Origin of the sequence: Rhodococcus gordoniae, assembly GCF_001646655.1 — a bacterium.
Classification (GTDB): Bacteria; Actinomycetota; Actinomycetes; order Mycobacteriales; family Mycobacteriaceae; genus Rhodococcus; species Rhodococcus gordoniae.
Genome location: NZ_LPZN01000002.1, coordinates 115,489 through 133,998 on the forward strand (window position 1 = coordinate 115,489; position 18,510 = coordinate 133,998).

Consider the following 18,510-nt stretch of genomic DNA (forward strand, 5'->3'; position numbering starts at 1 on the left):
ATCGTCGCGCCCCGATCCCCGGATGTCACCGCCCGGCGGACTCACTCGTCCGGGACGGTCTCCCCGGACGCTCCCACGAAGTCGACGAATGCGCGTCCCGCCCTCGACAGTGACACCGGGTCGAACACCATTCCGTACGACTGCGCGAAGGTCGGCTCACACGGGCGGACCACCGCGATGTCCTGCACCGACTCGGCGAGAGAACGTTCGACGAACGACCCGCCCAGGCCTGCGAGCACCATCGGCAGGCGGGCTTCGCGATGGTCGGTGAGCACCGAGATGGGTCGCCGTACCTCGGCCCGTCGCATCGCGTAGTCGATCGCGTCGCTCACCGAACCGCCGCCGCGCGGCACGAACACCATCGGAATGTCGGGGAGTTCGGCCAACGACAGCGGTCCGGGTGGCAGATCGGTGCCGGGCGGATAGGCGAGCCAGTATTCGGTCTGGCCGAGTTCGATGATCTCGAGCCCCACCTCGTCCTCGACGGGCAGGTGGGTGACGACGAATTCGCAGTGACCGTCGTGGATGACCGACGCGGTGGATTCCTCGGTCCGCAGGTCGCCGAGTCGCGCGGTGACCTTGGGGTGGCGGCGCCGGAACTCGGAGACCAGGTCGACGATCGGTCCGGTCGCGAGGGCGGGGAACACCATGAGATCCAGGCGGCCGGTCACTTCCGTCGTGGACACGGTGAGCAGTTCTTCGACGGCGTTCACATCGCGCAGGATCTGCCGGCTCGGACCGATGAGAGCCTTACCCGCTGCGGTGAGCACCATGCCGCGTCCGATGCGATGGAACAGCCGCACTCCGAGCTCGCGTTCGAGACTGCGCAGCGCCTGGGAAACGGTGGGCTGGGCGACCCCGAGCTCGGCGGCCGCGCCGTTGATGCCGTCGTTCTCCACGACGGCGAGGAAATACTCGACCTGACGGAACTCCATGTCGTCACGCTTCCCACGGGGCGGCGGTAGTGGTCTCCACGAACGCGGCGGCAGCGGGGGAGAGATCCCCGGGACGCACCACCAACCCGATGGGCCGCCGGAGGGGCGGGTCCAGCGATCGGACGACCGCACCGGGGATCTGCTTCTCGGCGACGCGACGCGGAACGACCGTTCCGGCGGTGCCCCGCTCGACGAACTGCCACAGAGCTGCCTGGTTGGCGCAGTCGACGACGACGTTCTGTGCCCCCAGCAGTTCGCCGGTGCGCGCCGCGCTCGCACGGGAGCCGAGGTCGAGGACGAGTGGGAAGTCGCGGACCTGGGCTCGGGTGACCGGGTCGGGCACATCGGTGGCGAGGTCGGGATGCAGGGCGAGCACCATCTCCTGCTCGAGAATCGGGATGGTGATCATGCCGGCGTGCTCGACCGACAGATCGGTGATGCCGATCTCCGCCTCGCCGCGGCGCAACGCCGCGTGCACCCCGGGCGGTCCTTCCGCGTCGTTCACCCGCACGGTCAGGTTGGGATAGCGCGCGCGGAAGCGCTGGACGAATTCGATGACCGGATGGATCGAGAACGTGGCGTAGGTGACGAGCTCGACGCGGCCCGCTTCGAGATCGCGCACCGCCGCGACCTTCTGTTTCGCCCGTTCGACGTCGGCGAGGATCCGGCGCGCGGCGACGTCGAGGACGCGACCGTCCTCGGTGAGGGTGAGCCGCCGACCGGTGCGGTCGAACAGGGTGGTGTCGAGGCGCCGTTCGAGGGTGCGGATGGCCTGTGACAACGACGGCTGCGAAATATAAAGAGCCTGAGCAGCCTTCGTGATCCCGCCGTGGTCGACGACGGCCACGAAATAGGTCACGAGGTGCAAGTCCACCCGATTATCGTAGGCGACGGCCTCAATCGCCCCGGACCGAACCGTCAGGAAGGGGTGCCACCGGCACCCGCCATCCTCCGGTGGCCCTGCTCGAGCATCCGCGCCGACATGTTCACCTGGAGCGCGTCGGGTTCGACGAGTTCGGTCACCGGCCCCGGGCGTAGGCATCCTCGGCGCGCGCGGACGGAGTCGTCGTTCCGGGTCGCTCCGAACGTCGGTGCGACCAGCACGTCCGACATGTCTACTCGCCCTTCCAGACCGGAGCGCGCTTCTCGGCGAACGCCCGGGCGCCTTCCTTGGCGTCGGCCGAGGCGAAGACCGGATCGATGAACGTGCGTTGCGCGACGAAGGCGTCGGGGTCGGTGTAGCCGGCGGCCATCGCGACGACCTGTTTGGTCGCCTTCACCGCGAGGGGGCCGTTCGCTGCGACGCGAGCGGCGAGTTCCTTTGCCACCGTCAGTGCTTCACCGGGTTCGGTGACGCGGTTGACCAGACCGTGGTGATGGGCGACCTCGGCGGTGAGCGGATCACCGGTGATGGCCAGCTCCATCGCGAGGGGGTAGGGCAGGATCTTGGGCAGACGCAGCAGGCCACCGGCCGCCGCGGCGAGTCCGCGCTTGACCTCGGGGATGCCGAATTTCGCGTCGCGCGACGCGACGATCAGGTCGGCGGAGAGCGCGAGTTCGCATCCACCGGCCAGGGCCCAGCCTTCGACGGCGGCGATGAGCGGCTTGCTCGGCGGTGCCTCGGTGATGCCGCCGAAGCCGCGGCCGGGGATCGACGGCTTCTCGCCGCGCGCGAACGCCTTCAGGTCCATCCCGGCGCAGAATGTTCCGCCGGCACCGGTGAGGATGCCGATGGTCAGGTCGGGGCGTACCTCGAACTCGTCGATGGCCGCGGCCAGTGCCTCCGACACCTCGAGGTTCACGGCGTTCTTGGCCTCGGGGCGGTTGAGGGTGAACACCGCGACGCCGTCGGCGAATTCGGTGAGGACAACGCTCATGTCAGTTTTCCTTCGTACGGGTCGGAGCGGAGAGAGTCCAGCGGGCGGGAGTTCCACCGTCGGAACGGATGTCGCCTCGGTCGGCGAGGACGATGAGGTGAGCCTGGGTTTCGCGGACGGCGAGTCGCTGCAGTCGCGGGGTCATCACGTCGATGGGGCGCGACCATGTGACGCGGGTCGTGATCTCCCATGCGGTCGATTCGGGACGGGCCGCGACGGTCTCGCGGATCTCGTCGAGGCGGACCTCGTGGTGATCCATGAGTTGGCGTGCGCGCTCGGTGATTCCGCGGAACCGGTACTCGTGGGCGGGCAGTACCTCGCAGTCGGGCAGTGCCGTCGTCGCGTGCAACGACAACAGGTAGCGGTGCAACGGGTCGACCAGTTCGCCGGGGCCCGAGGAGATGTTGGGACTGATGCGCGGAAGCATGTGGTCGCCGCTGAACAGCAGGTCGCGGTCGCGGTCGACGAACGCGAGGTGTCCGGGCGTGTGGCCGGGGGTCCACACCGCCTCGATGTTCCATCCGGGAACGTCCAGCCGATCACCTTGTGCGAGAACAATATCTGCGCTCTTCCCTTCCGGGAAACGTACGAGTTCGAAGCGGGCCGCCTCGACGACCTCGGGTGGAGCACCCAGCCCGGTGAGATCCACGCGCCACGCTTCCTCGTCGGCGGCGACGTCCTCCGGTGTGAAGTGCCCGAGGGCGGCGGCGTCGGCGGCGTGCATCGCGATGACGGCGCCGGTCGTCTCCTTCAACCGGGGTGCCAGGCCGAAATGGTCGGGATGCAGGTGGGTGATCGCGGCGTAGCGCACGTCGGTGATGTGATGGCCGGTCCCGGCGACACCGGCCACGAGGGCATCCCACGACTCCTCGGTGTCCATACCGAGGTCGATCAGGGCGAGGCCGTCGTCGAGGGCGAGCGCGTAGGACAGCACGTACCGCAGCGGGTTCTTCGGCATCGGGACCGGGATCGACCACAGTCCGGGCCGTACCTCTTCGACCGGTGGCAGTACGCCGGCCGCCCACGCTTCACGCTGGACGGTACCGAGATCCTCGGTGACGATCATGGCGTCGTTCCTTCCCGTGCGGGAGCGAACTCGTCGCGCAGTGTGCGCTTGAGGACCTTGCCGCTCGCGTTGCGGGGCAGTTCGTCGACGAAGTGGATGTGCCGGGGCTTCTTGTACGACGCCAGACGTTCGAGGGTGAACTCGAGGAGTTCGGCCTCGGTCGGTGCCTCGGCTCCGGGCGCGACCCGCACGACGGCGGTCACGGCTTCGCCCCAGCGGTCGTCCGGGACTCCCACCACCGCGACCTCGGCGACGGAAGGGTGTTCGGAGATGACCGATTCGACCTCGATCGGGTAGACGTTCTCCCCGCCGGAGATGATCATGTCCTTCACGCGGTCGGTGACGAACAGGTAGCCGTCCTCGTCGATGTGCCCGGCATCTCCTGTGCGCAGGAAACCGTCCTCGGTGAACAGCTCGGCGTTCTCGGCCTCGCGCCGCCAATAACCCGGCGTGTTGTTGCGTGACCGGCTCACGATCTCGCCGGTTTCGCCCTGGGGGAGCGGTTCACCGGTGGCGAGGTCGCGGATCTGGACCTCCATGCCCGGCAGTCCGGTGCCGGCCGAGCGAAGGAGGTAGGAGCGCGGACCGTGCGGGTCGTGGTCGTCGGCACGCAGCGCGGTGAGAGCGCCCATCGTCTCGGTCATTCCGTAGCGTTGCACGAACCGGCAACCGAGGGTGTCCATGGCGCGGGCGAGGTGCGTGGGCGTGATGGGGGAGGCGCCGTAGGCGACGAGGTGCAGGCTCGACAGATCGTAGTCCGACAGGTCGGGCATCTCGACGAGCATGTTGATCACCGATGGCACGAGGAAGGCATGGGTGATGCCGTGTTCGGAGATGGCGGCCGCCACCGCATCCGGGCGCATCTCGCCGAGCAGCACCAGATGCAGTCCGGCGGAGAGCGACGTGCTCATCCACCCGACGCCGGCGATGTGGAACAGAGGTAGCGCGTCGAGTGAGACCGAGTCCTCGGTGAATTCGTACAGCGCGAAGCTCTGTGGTTCGTTGAACAGGTTGTGATGCGTCGCCACAACGCCTTTGGGGCGTCCGGTGGTGCCCGAAGTGTAGAGCTGCAGCACTTCGGTCCGCGGGTCGTCACCGAAACCGGGGTCGATGCCGTCGCCTGAGGCGACGAAGTCGTCCCACGACCGTGCGCCGGGAACAGAGGACGCGTCACCGACCACGACGATCTGCACACCGGGCAGCCCCTCGCCGGCGGCGCGCGCGGAGACGGCGAACTCGTCCTCGACGATCAACACGTCGAGCTGCGCGTCGCCGGCGATGTCGGCGATCTCGCCTGGACTCAGGCGCCAGTTGAGCGGAGTGAACACCAGACCGGCCTTGGCGCAACCGACGAACGAGGCCGCACCGGGAAGGCCCATGCGCAGCAGTGCGCCCACGCGCCTGGAGGTGACCGGAACCGTCGTGAGCGCCGAGGCGACCCGGTTGGTGAGGGCGTCGAACTCGGAACAGGTGAGTGTCGTGCTGCCGGAGCTGACCGCCGCGCGATCCGGATGCTCTACTGCCAGCTGCCGAATTCGGTTGGGAAGGTGCAACCTGCTCACATCACGCTCCTGATCGACACGGCCGACGCGCGGACATGCCGCCCGCGCCGGTCCAGTCGATCACGAGAGTGACTACTGCCACAAAGACCTGCGGCCGCACGAAACGTTAGGACAAACCTATGGTCCGGAACGATCGAACTCGGGGACCGCCGATCACTCCTGCAGAGAGTTTCCGCCCAGCGCGCCGCGCAGATGCTCGGTCTCTGCGGGCAGGCTGTCGGGTGTGAACGCCCAACGGCCTTCCGTCCACGGATCGGTCAGTTGTCCGTCCGCGGGCAGGTGCTGGGCTTCGCCCCGAAGGATCTGCACGACCGGATCGTCGTCGTCCGGTGGATCGCCCGCGAGGACGATCGAGATACGGCCGTCACCACCGGCTCTCGTGATCCGGACGATCTGCAGCAGGTCGTCGTGCTCGTAGCCGTACGGGAACCCGGCGAGGACGACGAGCACCGGCGACACCGGCAGCCCTCCGTCGACCTGTTGCGCGAGCGCGTCCAACTCTGCGGCATCGGCCAGGCCCCGGAGCTTCGCCGGGACCTGTGCCCGCTCGTGAACGGGCGGCCCGGCGAATCTCGCTGCGGTGAGAGGTTCGAGTTCGGGCAGGGTCCGCCCGGGATCGACGAGGTGCAACAGTGTGCCGGGCCGAGCGGCGAGCAGCCGCACGACCAGAGACGAGACGACGGGAGCGAGTTCGGTGGGTTCGCCCTCGAGCCACAAGGGACGGACGAGCGGCGCCGGCAGGCACAACGGAATATGCAACAGCCCGCGATCCGCCGCCACATCACCTACGCGCACACCGTCGCTCGGCGTGAGGGATCGGATCCAGGCGGGAGAGCTCCAGGAGGCGAGAGCCGGCGGCAGGGCCGCATCGACGGCGAGCAGTTCCGCAGCCAGCACTGCACTGTCGTTCCGGTAGCGTGTTTCGGCGGCGTCCACGAGTTCGTCGTAGCGCTGTTGCGCACGTTGTCTCGACCGCTCGGCCTCGGGGCCGGTACGGCGGGCGGGGTCGGTTACCGCCGCCGAGAGTTCGTCGTCGAGTCGCAGCCGGGCGAACTCGAGGCTCGACGTGCATGCGGCCGCCGAACGCGCGGCGTCCTCGAAGATCCGCCACAGCAGTTCGAGCGGCTCGAGTCCGACGGCCGGGGCGGGCGCCGTTTCCGAGTCGGAGGTCTTCTCCGGGGAGTCGTCCGCGTCGACCCCGTGGGCGGTGAACATCTCGACGAGTCCGCCGGTGTAACCCTGGCCGAGGGCGCGCACCTTCCACACGCCGTTACGGCGGTAGATCTCCCAGCACAGCAAAGCCGTCTCGCCGGCGGCCCCGGGTTCCACGTGAAACGTCGCGAGTACCGTGCCGGCCGCATCGGACAGGGAGGTCGACACCGCAGCGGGTCGTTCGCAGCCGACCGCGCACAGCACACGTGCGCCGGGACGGACGGCGTCGACGTCGACGACGATCACCCCGTCCTCGAGCCGGACGCCTGTCGTCCTCGATCGGTTGCAGAACACGACATCGTCGGAGGAACCGACCTGCAGGTGGTCGTCCACGACGAACGCGCACACGTCCAGCGGGACGGCGGCGGACGCCGTGACACGGACCGTGCTGGTCGCCAGCGGGGCATTCTGTCCCGCTGTGAAACGCTCGCCCACGGGCTACGAGACCAGGAACCGGCCCAGTTGCGGCGCGGCCTCACCGGGATGCTTCGCCTGTATGCCCTCACCGATGGCCTGCAGCTTCCACTCGCTGCCCTGGCGGTAGACCTTCGCCATCACCATCCCCGTGAACGGCATGCCGCCCTGCAGCGTGTAGCGGGCGAGCTCGGTGTCGATCGTGCCGTCGACGAGGCGGCAGAATGCGTTCTGCACCTGCTCGAAGGTGTGGCCCTTGTAGGAGGTCACGATGAACATCACCGTGGTGACGTGGACGGGGACGCGGGTGAGGTCGACGAGCATGACCTCGTCGTCGCCCTCGCCGGCACCGGTGAGATTGTCGCCCTGGTGCCGGACCGATCCGTCCTTCGACTGCAGCTGGCCGTAGTACACGACGTCGGCGATCTGGTTGTCGGCGAACATCACGGCCGAGGCGTCGAGGTCGATGTCGGCGGAGCGATTGCCGAACAGGCCGCGCTTCTCGACCGGATCCCAGCCGAGACCCATGCGCAGGAAGGTCAGCGCGACGCCGCCGTCCTTGCGCAGGGTGACTTTCTGACCCTTCACCAGGCTCACCGGACGGTTCTTCGTCAGACTGACCTCGGCGGGCTGTGCAGGCTGTGCCGGAGGCGGGGTGTGTGCCGGAGGCGGGGTCGGCTGCACCGGCGGAGGGGGCGTGGCAGCGACGGGCTGCGGTGCGGCCGCCGGCTGAGCGGGAGCGTCGTCGACGCTGACGCCGTGGTCGGTCACCAGCGCCGCGAATCCGCCCGCATATCCCTGCCCCACGGCGCGGACCTTCCACGCACCCTGACGCCGGTACAGCTCCAGCGCGATGACGATGGATTCGCTGCTCAGTCCGTCGATCCGGTACTCGTACAGCACGGTTCCACTGCTGTCGGACACCCGCGCGGTGGGCGGCGCGAACCGGCCGAAGTTGCTCGACGCGTCGTCGAGAGTGATCACGGCGCGCACCTGATCGATGTCGGCGGGCACCTGCGCGAGCGACACGGCGAGCGACGCGGCCTGACCGGGCGCCCCGGAAACGAGGCGCACGCCCGGTCCCGTGGGCTGGTTGAAGAAGACGAAGTCGGCGTCGGAACGCACCTTGCCGTCGGCCTTGACGAGCAGTGCGGACAGATCGGCAGGGGTGGTCAGCTCGAGCGAGACGACGACGTCGGACGCGGTGATCGGTCCGTTCTGACCCTTGGAGAGCGGAGTCGGCAAGAGATGTGTCCTCACTGTGTCGGTGACCGGGCGCCTTCTACTCTACGAAGCGGCCGGAAGACGAGCGGATCGGGCGAACCAGGCGAGGATCTCCTCCCCGGCCGTGACGCCCGCAGCGCCGGTCACCGACACCGTCGGGTGGCACCAGTCCATCAGTTCGAGTTCGCCGTGACGAGGCCGGATCGCGGCATCCGCGGCCTTGAGCATCTCCGCGTCGAGCGCGCCGTCGCCCGCGGCCAGGACGGGCGCATCGTCCGTGAGCACCCCCCGATCTCGGAGCCTGCGGCGCACCTCCGCCACCGCGCGGCTCTTGCACACGCTGTTCGGCATCGTGTAGATCTTGCGGCCCTGCTGCGACGCGTTCCAGCCCCGCGCCGAACACCAGTCGTGCCAGTCGTCGAGGAATCCGGCAGGTTGCGCTGCGACGTCGACGACGAGATAGCAGAACAACTCGTCGGCGATGCGGAACTTCGACACCCAGTCCTCGGAGATGCGACTGCGCAGTTCGGTCGTGATCTCGTCGAGGCTCGCACCCCCCTCACGTACCGCCGACTCCACGGTTCTGCGCCAGAGTGGGTCGAGATGTCCGTCCTCGAGGATCGACCCACCGTTGCTCGCGATGGCGTACCGCCACGGGCCGCCGGGGAGGTCGATGCGGCGGAACTGTTCGGGTGTGCGCGTGGTCGTCGGTACCACCGCCGCCTCGTCGGCGAGGGCACGTAGTTGTCGGGCTGCGCCGTCGGTGACGTACGACAGCGGTGCACCCTCGTAGTACTCGACACACAGCAGGTCCTGCGTGGCGAACTGGTCGCCGGTCATCGCGGCGCGCGAATAGATGAGGGTGCGGTCGAGGTCGGTGGCGACCAGTGCAGGCACAGGGGTGTTCACGGCAGGTCCTTGATCAGTCCCATACAGGAGTAGGCGAGGTCGGGGACCTCCTCGACGGGGACGTTCCGGGCAGCCGCGAGCATGCGGATGTGGGCGTGTTCGTCCGACGTGATGTCGCGCACCAGCACCTTCCAGGGAACGCGGCGCAACAGCACACGAGTCGTCTCCCCGACACCGGGTTTGACGAAGTTGACGCTCGAGATTCCGTACTGTGCCCGTACTCGTTCGACGGACTCCCAGCCGGCCCAGGTGGGCGTGCGGTCGGAATCGAGCACCGCCCGTGCGGCCGAGTCGACGTCCCCGCACGTGTCGAACTCCGCGGTCACAGCGTCGAGCAAGTGATTCGACACGTCGTCGGAAGCCAGCTCGGAGTAGAACTTCGCCCCGTGGAACTCGCCGGGGCCGATCAGCGTGTCGTTGAGGACCGTCCGTGACACCAAGCCGGAGACGGTGGAGTTCAGGCAGGCCGAGGCGATGAGGAAGTCGTCGCGCGTGCCGTAGGTGCGTACGCAGTGGCCGGGGTCCGCGAGCACGGCGAGATCGTCGGACAGGCCGGGGCCACCGCGCGCGGCGTATTCGGCGAGGGCGGCGGACAGTTCGCGTGCGATCGCCCCCTTACCGGTCCAGCCGTCGACGAAGACGACGGATTCGGGGTCGTGTCGCTCGGTAACGTAATCCAGGGCAGCGCAGTCGATTCCGCGCCCGCGAACGATCGATGCCGTGTAGTGCGGCAGCGACAGGCCGTGCCGACGCAACGCCCACCGGCGGATCAGGATGCCGATGGGGGTGCCCGCCCGCGCGAGCGACACGAGGGTCAGGTCCGTCCCGCGTTCGGCGAGAAGCAGTTCGGTGACCGTGCCCACCGCATGCGCCAACCGGCCGGCTGTCGTGGCCAGTGCCTTGTCGAACAGTTCGCGATAGGCGGCGTCGGGCTGGTACTCGATCGGCAGGGACTCGGCGTAGTGCGCGAGACCCGCCTGGATCCGTGCCTCGCGTTCGGCGATGTCGCCCTCGAGGTCGACGTGGGAGAGGTCCTCGAGCAGCCACGTCACCTCGTCGGGTGCGTAGGAGCCGAACTCGGGTCCGGTGAGCGGCACGGTCATGAAATCTCCCTGTGGGTGCGCAGCACCGTCGGATCGGTTGCGGGCACGACCGCGACGAGGACGTCCTCGCCGGCTGCGGTGAGCACGTCGAGAACACCTCCCGGTGCGTGGAGGCGGTCGGTGTCGGCGGGCGAATCGATCACGAGGATCAGCTCGGGCCGGACCTCGGTCGGGGTGGGCCACTGCGCGTTGTAGAGATAGCGCGGCACCTCGTTCTCGAACTCGGTGTCGATGTGTTCGGGTGCGGTGAAGCGGAATCCGCGACGCAGCGGATATCCGTCGATGTCCATCACGTAGGCGGGGGATCGGGTCGTGGTCTGGAACCGCGTGGGCGTGCCGCGTTCGGTGAGTGTGTCGGCCAGCCGGAGCGGAAGGTACATCAGTTCCTCGTGTCCGATGACGACGGCAGGTCGCTGTGCGTCCCGCACATCGGTGATCGTGTCGGCGAGCGTTGCCAGAGCCGTGTCGAATCCCTCTGCGTCGGTTCGCAACATCCCGTGCCGGCCACCGTCCGGCACGTGCGAGGGCCAGGGCGCACGAACGAACCGGACGTCGCCGCGTCGATCACCCTCCGGATTGAGGGCAGGTTCGGGCAACGACGCGACCCGCGCGACGAGATCGTCGGGCACGACGGAGTATCCACTCGCCAGGCTCACGTGTTCGATGGTCGCGCCGAGTTCCGCTGCGACCTCCTCGGTCCGGAGGCGGTCCTGCTCCGAACGCATGTCGACGAGGGAGGCGAGCACGTACCGACCGCGAGGACGGTCGCGGTGCAGTGCGCGGATCGCGTCGAGAGCCGTTGCTCCCGTCGAGATCTCGTCGTCCACGAGAACGAGCGGCGCAGGGTTGGCGAACAGCGCGCCGGAGGTCGGTTGGAGCAGGTGGAAGGTGGCGTGCGAGTGCCCTTCCTCGAAACCGGTGAGCACCTCCGCTCCGGGGACACGCCGCCGCGTCGCGGCGAGGGCGTCGGCCACGCAGTGTCCCAGACCCGTTGCCGTCTCGGCGAACCCGAGAACGACCGCATCGGACGACGCGTCGCCCAGCAGCTCGGCGACGAGCTCGCCGAGACGGTGGCCGGCACCGCGGACCACCGCGGGCTCCGTGGGGATGTGCTTACCGAGCACCGTGGAGACCAGCAGGTGTGCTCGACGCGGATTGCGTCGCAGTCCCGGCCGGACGAGTTCGGGCACGGTGTATCCGCACGACGAGTCGACGTGTTGGAACGCAAGGCCGAGCTCTGCTGTGGCCCAAGGAGTATCGAGCAGGTAGGTCATCGGTCCACCAGCGCCGTCAGCAGGTCGACGAAGGTGATCCCCTTGCGCGTGACACCGAACACCGACGCGCGCACCAGGGTCTGCTCGGCCCAGGTGCGGTGCGGGCGGCGTTCGTTCATCTTGTTGCCGTATCCCGATGCCTGCACACCCCCGGTGTCGCGATCGAGGATGTCGGTCGCATCGTGGTACTCCTCGTGCGTGACGGCCGACAAGGCGTGCACCGCAGCGACATGCGACGGGTGGATGACCGTCTTGCCCTGGATCCCGTTGGCCCGGTCGAGGGCGATCTCGCGCAGCAGGCCGTCGAGATCGCGGCTGACGAGTTGCTGGCGGAACAGCACGGCATCCTGTTCCTCGAACGGTGTCGAACGCAGCATCGGCCGAAACATGCGCTCGTGGTCGGCGAAATACTCCCAGACGGGTCCGGTGATGACGAAACCCGTTCCGTCGGTCCGTCCGAGATGGTTCACCACATCGGCGATCACATCGACGACGACCCGCACGTCGTAGATCGTCAGGTCGCGGTCGCGCCGGATCCCGAAGGTGGCACACATGTCGGTCGCCCCGAGCCGGACGGCAAGGATGCGGTCGCGGTGTTCGGCGAGAATCCCGGAGATCGCACGCAACTCGTCGTCCCGGGTCTCGCGATGCACGACCTCCGCCGATTCGATGACGGGCATCGCATAGAGATGGCGGCCGAGCAGGGCCGATGCCGCGGCGACCGCCTCGAGGAAGGCGGGACCGGTGCGTGCGGTGAACTTCGGCACCACGAATCCGGTGAGCACGGTCTTGCCGGCGCCGAGCATGGACGCCACCCGCTCGATGCCGTCGGCGGTGCGCACACGAACGAACAACATCATCGTCGACGGTCCGTTCGCGGCGAGGGCGTCGAGGGTCGCGACGGCGTTCCGCAGGCCCTGCTCGACTTCGTCGTCGGCGACGGCGTCCTCGAGGTCGAGCACCATCGAGGTCACGCCTTCGGCGCCGCGCCTGGTGATCGTCGCGACGAGATCACCGCGCGTGGCGGGTACATACAGCGTGGCACCGAGAGCGGTCGCCAGACGGTCGCGGTTGTCGCCGTGCCCGAACGGCTCGGGACGGTGCAGGAACAATTCCTCCGACGTCGCGCCGTCGAGATGCCGGAAGTGCTGCATGGCGCGCACTTCGGTAAGCGTGGCCCCCCTCATACGTTCTCGGTCCGTCCTCTCATTCGATCGACCACTCCTGCGATGAAGGTCGACACCGCATCCAAATCTCTGACGTAGGCCCAGTAGTCGGGGTGCACACCGGTGAGTGCGTCGACGGCCCTGTCGATCCGGCTCAACTGCGAGTCGAGGACGGAACCCCATTCTGCGGCCAGTCCGCGTTGCACTGCCAGGTGTTGTGCGTCACGGAGACGGAACCGTACCTCGTCGACCTTGGCCCCCGGATTCTGTCGGACGGAGCGCAGGGTCGCGAGTCGTGAGGTCACGGCGTCGACCAGTTCTTCGGCGCGGGACAGTTCGGCGCGGATCGCCGCAACCAGCGCGAGCGCGTCCTCGGGCCTGCCCTCCTTCGCTGCCGCGCGAGCGTGCGTGAGCTGGTCTTCCGCGCGAGCGAGAAGCTCTCGCGCCCGCGTCTCGTTGCCGGACAGATCCGCGGAACTGGCGGCGTTGAACTCCCTGAGCAGCGCGGAGAAAGCGGGCGCGAGGCCCTCGGCTCGTGTCCGGACTGCTCCGAGCCGGGTGGTGACCGAGGCGAGGGTGCGTGCGGCCTCGTCGCGGCGGCCCGGAGCCTGCGCGAGCGCGGTGCGGAGGACCGCCGTCGCTTCTTCGACCCGAAGGGCGGCCGTGCGGGTCGCGCCCACTCCGTGCGCCGCATCGAGACTGTTCAGCGCCTTCTCGAGTGCGTCGGTGGCCGCGCGCACCGATGGATAGTGAGCAAAGGCCACGAAGTCGGGTTGCTGCGTCGCGGCGAGAACGCCCTGCGCTTCGGTGCGTATCCGGTGCGCGAGCTCGGGCACGGTGTTCGCCACGGCCGTCATGTGCTCGAGGTGACCCTGATTGTTTCCGAAGAATTCATCAAGTGTTCGTATTGCTTCGGAAATCTGGTGCAACGCCTGCTCGTAGGCGGGCGCAGGAGCGAGCGGTCGGTCCGGATCCGTCACTGCCAGCTGAAGATACGTCTCCCCGGCGCGATAACACACCTGCCGGATCGGATCCCACTCACGGAGCAGATGCCGTTCGGGTTCGAACTCGTGGGACGCGGCGACACCGGTCTCGATGACGGACTGGCGCTTGTCCATGTCGAGGAACGCCGCGACCATCGCATCGTGTGCACGACGAGCCACGGGATCTTCCGCATATTCCCCGCCGAACAGGCGGCGCGTCCATCGGCTCGCCACAGAACCGAATGGTACTGGGCGCACGTCCACCCGGCCGACGCGTCGCCTTTCCGCCGGTCGGAACCGTGGTCCGTACGTCTCGGGGAATCACTGCACGGGACCGGGCATAGTGGATATGGGCGTACCCCACGACAACAACTAGTGTGGGGAGACACGCACACCGCGCGTGCCCTACACCGGTACGTCGACCGTTGGAACGATCGAAAGGACCCCGCATGGGCGTCAGCTTGACCAAGGGCGGAAACGTCTCCCTCACCAAGGAAGCTCCGAACCTGACGGCAGTGTCCGTCGGCCTGGGCTGGGACGTTCGCACCACCACCGGCACCGACTTCGACCTCGACGCCAGCGCCATCGCGACCGGGGCGGACAAGAAGGTCGTCTCCGACCAGCACTTCGTCTTCTTCAACAACCTCAAGTCGCCCGACGGCGCGATCGAGCACGTCGGCGACAACCGCACCGGTGAGGGCGAAGGCGACGACGAGATCATCAATGTCGACCTCGCCGCCACCCCGGCGAACATCGAGAGCATCTTCTTCCCGGTCTCGATCTACGATGCCGACGCCCGCAGCCAGTCGTTCGGCCAGGTCCGCAACGCGTACATCCGCGTCGTCGACCGCGCGAACGGCAACGAACTCGCTCGCTACGACCTGACCGAGGACGCCTCGACCGAGACCGCCATGGTGTTCGGCGAGCTGTACCGCAACGGTGCGGAGTGGAAGTTCCGTGCCATCGGCCAGGGCTACGCGTCCGGCCTCGCGGGCATCGCTCGCGACTACGGCGTCAACGTCTAGTTCGTCGCTCCGGTTCCGGCTTCGGTCGCCGCACCGAAGCCGGAACCGATCTGCAGTAACCACCCTGCAACGCCCTGATTCCGATTAGAAAGGCCACGCTTCGTGGTTCTGCGAATATTCGGTCCGTCGATGGTCGTCACCGTTGTCTCTCTGGTGGTGGCGTTCCTCTACGGCGGCCCACAAGCTCTGTTCCTCTGCGTGATCCTCGGCATCCTCGAGGTCTCGTTGTCGTTCGACAATGCGGTCATCAACGCCACCGTGCTGCGGCGGATGAGCGAGTTCTGGCAGAAGATCTTCCTCACCATCGGCATCCTCATCGCCGTCTTCGGTATGCGTCTGATCTTCCCCCTCGCGATCGTGTGGATCGCGTCCGGGCTCGGTCCCATCGCGGCACTGGACCTGGCGCTCAACCCGCCGGCCGACGGCGCCGCCTACTTCCCGGACGGCAGCCCCAGCTACGAGACCCTGATCACCGACGCGCATCCGCAGATCGCAGCGTTCGGCGGCATGTTCCTGCTGATGCTGTTCCTGCACTTCATCCTCGAAGACCGCGAGATCAAGTGGCTCGAATGGCTCGAGCGTCCCCTCGCGAAGGCCGGCAAGCTCGAGCAACTCGAGGTTGTCGTCGCGACGGTGCTGCTGCTCATCACCGCCACCGTCATCGCCCCGGACGACAAGGTCTCGACCGTCATGATCGCCGGCGCACTCGGCATGATCACCTACATCGCGGTCAACGGACTCGGCGAGATGTTCCACATCCCCGAGGAAGGCGAAGAGACCGGCGGCGGCCCGAGCGGCCTCGCCAAGGCCACCGGTAAGGCCGGCTTCTTCCTGTTCCTCTACCTCGAGGTGCTCGACGCGTCGTTCTCGTTCGACGGTGTCATCGGCGCCTTCGCCATCACGTCCGACCCGATCATCATCGCCCTGGGCCTCGGCTTCATCGGCGCGATGTTCGTCCGCTCGATCACCATCTTCCTGGTGCGCAAGGGCACGCTGTCCGACTACGTGTACCTCGAGCACGGTGCCCACTGGGCCATCGGTGCGCTGGCACTGATCCTGCTGTACTCGATCGGTACGCACGTGCCGGAGGTCGTCACCGGCCTGGTCGGTGTCGCCCTGATCGGTGCGGCGTTCGCCTCGAGCATCTACCGCAACCGCAAGATCGCGGCGCGGGAAGGCGAAGATGCTGTGAAGACCACCATCCCCTGATCTTCGACAGTTCGAATCACATGCCGATGGGAGCCCCCGATCCGACATCTCGGATCGGGGGCTCCCATCGCTTTTCCGTATCACACGCGCATTCGCGCAGCCACTCCCACGAAAGGCTCGACATGGCCATCGACTACAACAAGAAGCCCGAGCAGAACGCCGGCGGCATCAACCTGAGCAAGATCAACCTCACCAAGGAATCACCCACCGTCAGCCTCTCCAAGGCCGGATCGGGCCGAGGTGTGACGCGGGTGAACCTCAACTGGTCGCGCGGTGAGCAGAAGAAGGGCTTCCTCGCGAAGCTCACCGGCGCGAGCGGTGGCGTGGACCTCGACCTCGGTTGCCTCTTCGAACTCGCCGACGGTTCCAAGGGCGTCATTCAGGCCCTCGGCAACAGCTTCGGCGCGCTGAACACCGCGCCCTACATCCACCTCGACGGCGACGACCGCACCGGTTCGAGCACCGGCGGCGAGAACATGTCCGTCAACCTCGAACGTCCCGAACTGTTCAAGCGCGTGCTGATCTTCGCGATGATCTACGAGGGTGCCCCCAACTGGGCCGCCGTGGACGGCGTCGTCACCCTCACCCCGCCGTCCGGCCCGCAGATCGAGGTTCGCCTGGACTCGCCCAACAACGGCGCGCGGATCTGCGCGATCGCGATGCTGCAGAACACCGGGCAGGGCATCACCGTCGAACGCCTCGTCCAGTACATCGACGGCAGCCAGTCCGACCTCGACCGCGCCTTCGGGTGGGGCATGCAGTGGCAGGCGGGGCGTAAGTAGCTCTACTGCGGATTTCCCGGTCGAAGGAGCGGGGCACAGGAGATCCCGTCGGCGCGTGCCGGCGGGATCTCGGTGGTTACGACGTGTGCCGCTCCTACGGGGCGAGATGTCGGCTCTCGAACTCCCTGATCGTTCTTGCTTCACCGCGAGGTGCAGTGACCTTGATCGGCGGTACAGCGGCCGCCGGTCCGTCCTCCCACAACCGCGCGACCTTGCGCCGGTAGATCCGGCCGAATGTCTGCATGATGACGAAGCGGGGCACAGCAGGGACGACGTGAAGGATCACGTCGCGATCTTCCGTGGTCGCGCCATCGACGATCCACGGTGCTTCGGCCCCCAGTTCGACGACGCCCTTCGGCTTCACGAAGTACTCGTTCTCGACGTCGCGGTATTCGGATGCGGTGATGGTCGCGGCGACGACCGGCATCATCTCCAGTTCCTCACGCTGCAGATGGGGCAACAGGACCTCGTTCAGTTCGGCCAGGGTGTCGAGTACGCGTGTCCGTGTAGACGCGTCCCGACCGTATGCTCGGCCGGCGCCTTCCAGGGCGATCATCGCGGGGGCGATCCGACGGTGGTCGGACTCCATACGAACGAGCAGAGCCCCCGCAGAGGGATTCTTCGCACGGATCAGGGGCCACAGTCCGGCATCCTCCGCGCTGTGATGCAGACGTAGGGCGTGCATGAGCCACACGACGTGATCGGCGAGCGCGAGTCGACGTTTCCCCTTCGGATACGGTTCGGTCTGCAGCGTCATCCGGATTCGTTCCAGGTCGCGCCGCAGGGCGCTGTGGACGATTCCCATGCTTCGTGTATCGGCGGGCTCATGTCGATCGATGTTCACGGCCCTCTCCTGTTCGTCGTACGCGTCGAGCGGTGATGAACGGATTTGTTCGGTAACCAATGGATTACGTCTATCCGGGAGGTCGACACGTTCTCTGATGATCGGTGTGTGCCGCGCGGTCGCACCGAAGCGTGCACGGCACGGGGGAACTTGCTGCATCACGACCTCGGCGACTCCGGGATCTGATGGCACGCTGTGCTGGAGTGAACCTGATACATTCAGTTCAATCAGGTTGTACTCGAATTATCGGAGCGGGAATGGCCGAAGTCAAGAGGCCGTACGATGCGTCCGGCAGGCAGGCGCAGGCCCGAGTGCGACGTCGCGCCGTGGTCGTGGCCGCCCAGGAACTGTTCGAACGCGACGGTTTCCGGGCCACCACCCTCGCCGCGGTCGCCAACCGCGCGGGTGTCTCGGTGAAGGGCTTGTACAAGAGTTTCGGCAGTAAGGCGGCTCTGGCCAAGGCGGTCTTCGATGTCGTGATCGCCGGTGACGACGAGCCGATATCGGTTGCCGAGCGTCCGGAACAGCAGGCGATGCTCGCCGAACCGGATGTGCGTCGCAAGATCGACATGTTCACCCACGCCCTGGCACATCGGCAGCACCGTTCGGCCAAGGTTCAGATCCTCATTCGCGACGGACGGCACGTGGACGACTCGCTCGACCCGGTCTGGCAGCAACTGAGCGAAGAAGGTTCGGCCGCAGCGACAATGGTCGGCGCGCATCTGATGGCGACGGGGCAACTCCGCGACGACATCGAACTCGACGAGGTTCGCGATGTGCTGTGGAACTACCTGATGATCAACACCTACGAAGCGTTGGTCCTCGAACGGGGGTGGGCACTGGACCGGTACGCGGACTGGTTGGCGCGCACAGTCATTGCCTCCCTCTGCCCGCAGGGATGAGGGGCTTCGAGGAAGTCCTCGGT

Annotated in this window: 18 protein-coding genes; 4 read left to right on the forward strand and 14 right to left on the reverse strand. The window is 67.3% G+C overall.

Going from position 1 to position 18,510, the window contains the following annotated elements:
• Positions 1-41: 41 nt before the first annotated feature.
• From A8G18_RS01090 to A8G18_RS01150, 13 genes are all read right to left on the reverse strand, one after another.
• Positions 42-935 (reverse strand): LysR family transcriptional regulator, encoded by an 894-nt coding sequence (locus tag A8G18_RS01090; RefSeq protein ID WP_064062390.1) that lies wholly within the window; start codon positions 933-935, stop codon positions 42-44.
• A gap of 4 nt (positions 936-939) precedes the next feature.
• The gene (locus tag A8G18_RS01095) at positions 940-1,809 is read right to left on the reverse strand and encodes a LysR family transcriptional regulator (protein WP_064062391.1); all 870 of its coding nucleotides are present in this window, start codon (positions 1,807-1,809) and stop codon (positions 940-942) included.
• Positions 1,810-1,853: 44 nt separating this feature from the next.
• Positions 1,854-2,048, reverse strand: coding sequence for a hypothetical protein (locus tag A8G18_RS01100; protein ID WP_064062392.1), 195 nt, complete (start codon positions 2,046-2,048; stop codon positions 1,854-1,856).
• Positions 2,049-2,050: 2 nt separating this feature from the next.
• A complete protein-coding gene (locus A8G18_RS01105; protein WP_064062393.1) occupies positions 2,051-2,812 on the reverse strand; it encodes a crotonase/enoyl-CoA hydratase family protein in 762 nt (253 codons plus the stop codon).
• A gap of 1 nt (position 2,813) precedes the next feature.
• Positions 2,814-3,878: an MBL fold metallo-hydrolase gene (locus A8G18_RS01110; RefSeq protein WP_064062394.1), complete on the reverse strand. Its 1,065-nt coding sequence runs from the start codon at positions 3,876-3,878 to the stop codon at positions 2,814-2,816.
• Positions 3,875-5,440: an AMP-binding protein gene (locus A8G18_RS01115; RefSeq protein WP_064062395.1), complete on the reverse strand. Its 1,566-nt coding sequence runs from the start codon at positions 5,438-5,440 to the stop codon at positions 3,875-3,877. Before A8G18_RS01115 ends, A8G18_RS01110 begins: the two co-directional genes overlap by 4 nt.
• A 153-nt stretch (positions 5,441-5,593) precedes the next feature.
• Complete coding sequence (locus tag A8G18_RS01120) at positions 5,594-7,087, reverse strand: TerD family protein (RefSeq protein ID WP_064062396.1); 1,494 nt, start codon at positions 7,085-7,087, stop codon at positions 5,594-5,596.
• 3 nt (positions 7,088-7,090) lie between these two features.
• Complete coding sequence (locus A8G18_RS01125) at positions 7,091-8,311, reverse strand: TerD family protein (protein WP_064062397.1); 1,221 nt, start codon at positions 8,309-8,311, stop codon at positions 7,091-7,093.
• A gap of 42 nt (positions 8,312-8,353) precedes the next feature.
• On the reverse strand, positions 8,354-9,187 hold the full coding sequence (locus A8G18_RS01130) for a hypothetical protein (RefSeq protein WP_064062520.1): 834 nt from the start codon (positions 9,185-9,187) through the stop codon (positions 8,354-8,356).
• Between the two features lie 8 nt (positions 9,188-9,195).
• Positions 9,196-10,302 carry a cysteine protease StiP family protein gene (locus A8G18_RS01135; RefSeq protein WP_064062398.1) on the reverse strand — a complete coding sequence of 369 codons (1,107 nt, stop codon included), beginning with the start codon at positions 10,300-10,302 and terminating at the stop codon, positions 9,196-9,198.
• A complete protein-coding gene (locus A8G18_RS01140) occupies positions 10,299-11,576 on the reverse strand; it encodes a phosphoribosyltransferase family protein (RefSeq protein ID WP_064062399.1) in 1,278 nt (425 codons plus the stop codon). The genes A8G18_RS01135 and A8G18_RS01140 overlap by 4 nt, the downstream gene beginning before the upstream one ends.
• Positions 11,573-12,730, reverse strand: a complete 1,158-nt coding sequence (locus A8G18_RS01145; protein WP_016932209.1) for an HpcH/HpaI aldolase/citrate lyase family protein — start codon at positions 12,728-12,730, stop codon at positions 11,573-11,575. Before A8G18_RS01145 ends, A8G18_RS01140 begins: the two co-directional genes overlap by 4 nt.
• A 29-nt stretch (positions 12,731-12,759) precedes the next feature.
• Positions 12,760-13,881 carry a serine/threonine-protein kinase gene (locus A8G18_RS01150; RefSeq protein WP_064062521.1) on the reverse strand — a complete coding sequence of 374 codons (1,122 nt, stop codon included), beginning with the start codon at positions 13,879-13,881 and terminating at the stop codon, positions 12,760-12,762.
• Positions 13,882-14,174: 293 nt separating this feature from the next.
• On the opposite strand from A8G18_RS01150, the gene A8G18_RS01155 reads away from it, so the two are divergent.
• From A8G18_RS01155 to A8G18_RS01165, 3 genes are all read left to right on the forward strand, one after another.
• On the forward strand, positions 14,175-14,750 hold the full coding sequence (locus A8G18_RS01155) for a TerD family protein (protein ID WP_064062400.1): 576 nt from the start codon (positions 14,175-14,177) through the stop codon (positions 14,748-14,750).
• 102 nt (positions 14,751-14,852) lie between these two features.
• Positions 14,853-15,959, forward strand: a complete 1,107-nt coding sequence (locus A8G18_RS01160) for a DUF475 domain-containing protein (protein ID WP_016932206.1) — start codon at positions 14,853-14,855, stop codon at positions 15,957-15,959.
• Between the two features lie 122 nt (positions 15,960-16,081).
• Positions 16,082-16,741, forward strand: a complete 660-nt coding sequence (locus A8G18_RS01165) for a TerD family protein (protein ID WP_016932205.1) — start codon at positions 16,082-16,084, stop codon at positions 16,739-16,741.
• A gap of 94 nt (positions 16,742-16,835) precedes the next feature.
• Here A8G18_RS01165 and A8G18_RS01170 read toward each other — a convergent pair whose 3' ends face one another.
• Positions 16,836-17,546 (reverse strand): hemerythrin domain-containing protein, encoded by a 711-nt coding sequence (locus A8G18_RS01170; RefSeq protein WP_084421323.1) that lies wholly within the window; start codon positions 17,544-17,546, stop codon positions 16,836-16,838.
• A 296-nt stretch (positions 17,547-17,842) separates the two neighbouring features.
• Here A8G18_RS01170 and A8G18_RS01175 point away from each other — a divergent pair, with 296 nt between their 5' ends.
• Positions 17,843-18,487 carry a TetR/AcrR family transcriptional regulator gene (locus A8G18_RS01175; protein ID WP_016932203.1) on the forward strand — a complete coding sequence of 215 codons (645 nt, stop codon included), beginning with the start codon at positions 17,843-17,845 and terminating at the stop codon, positions 18,485-18,487.
• Positions 18,488-18,510: the final 23 nt, after the last annotated feature.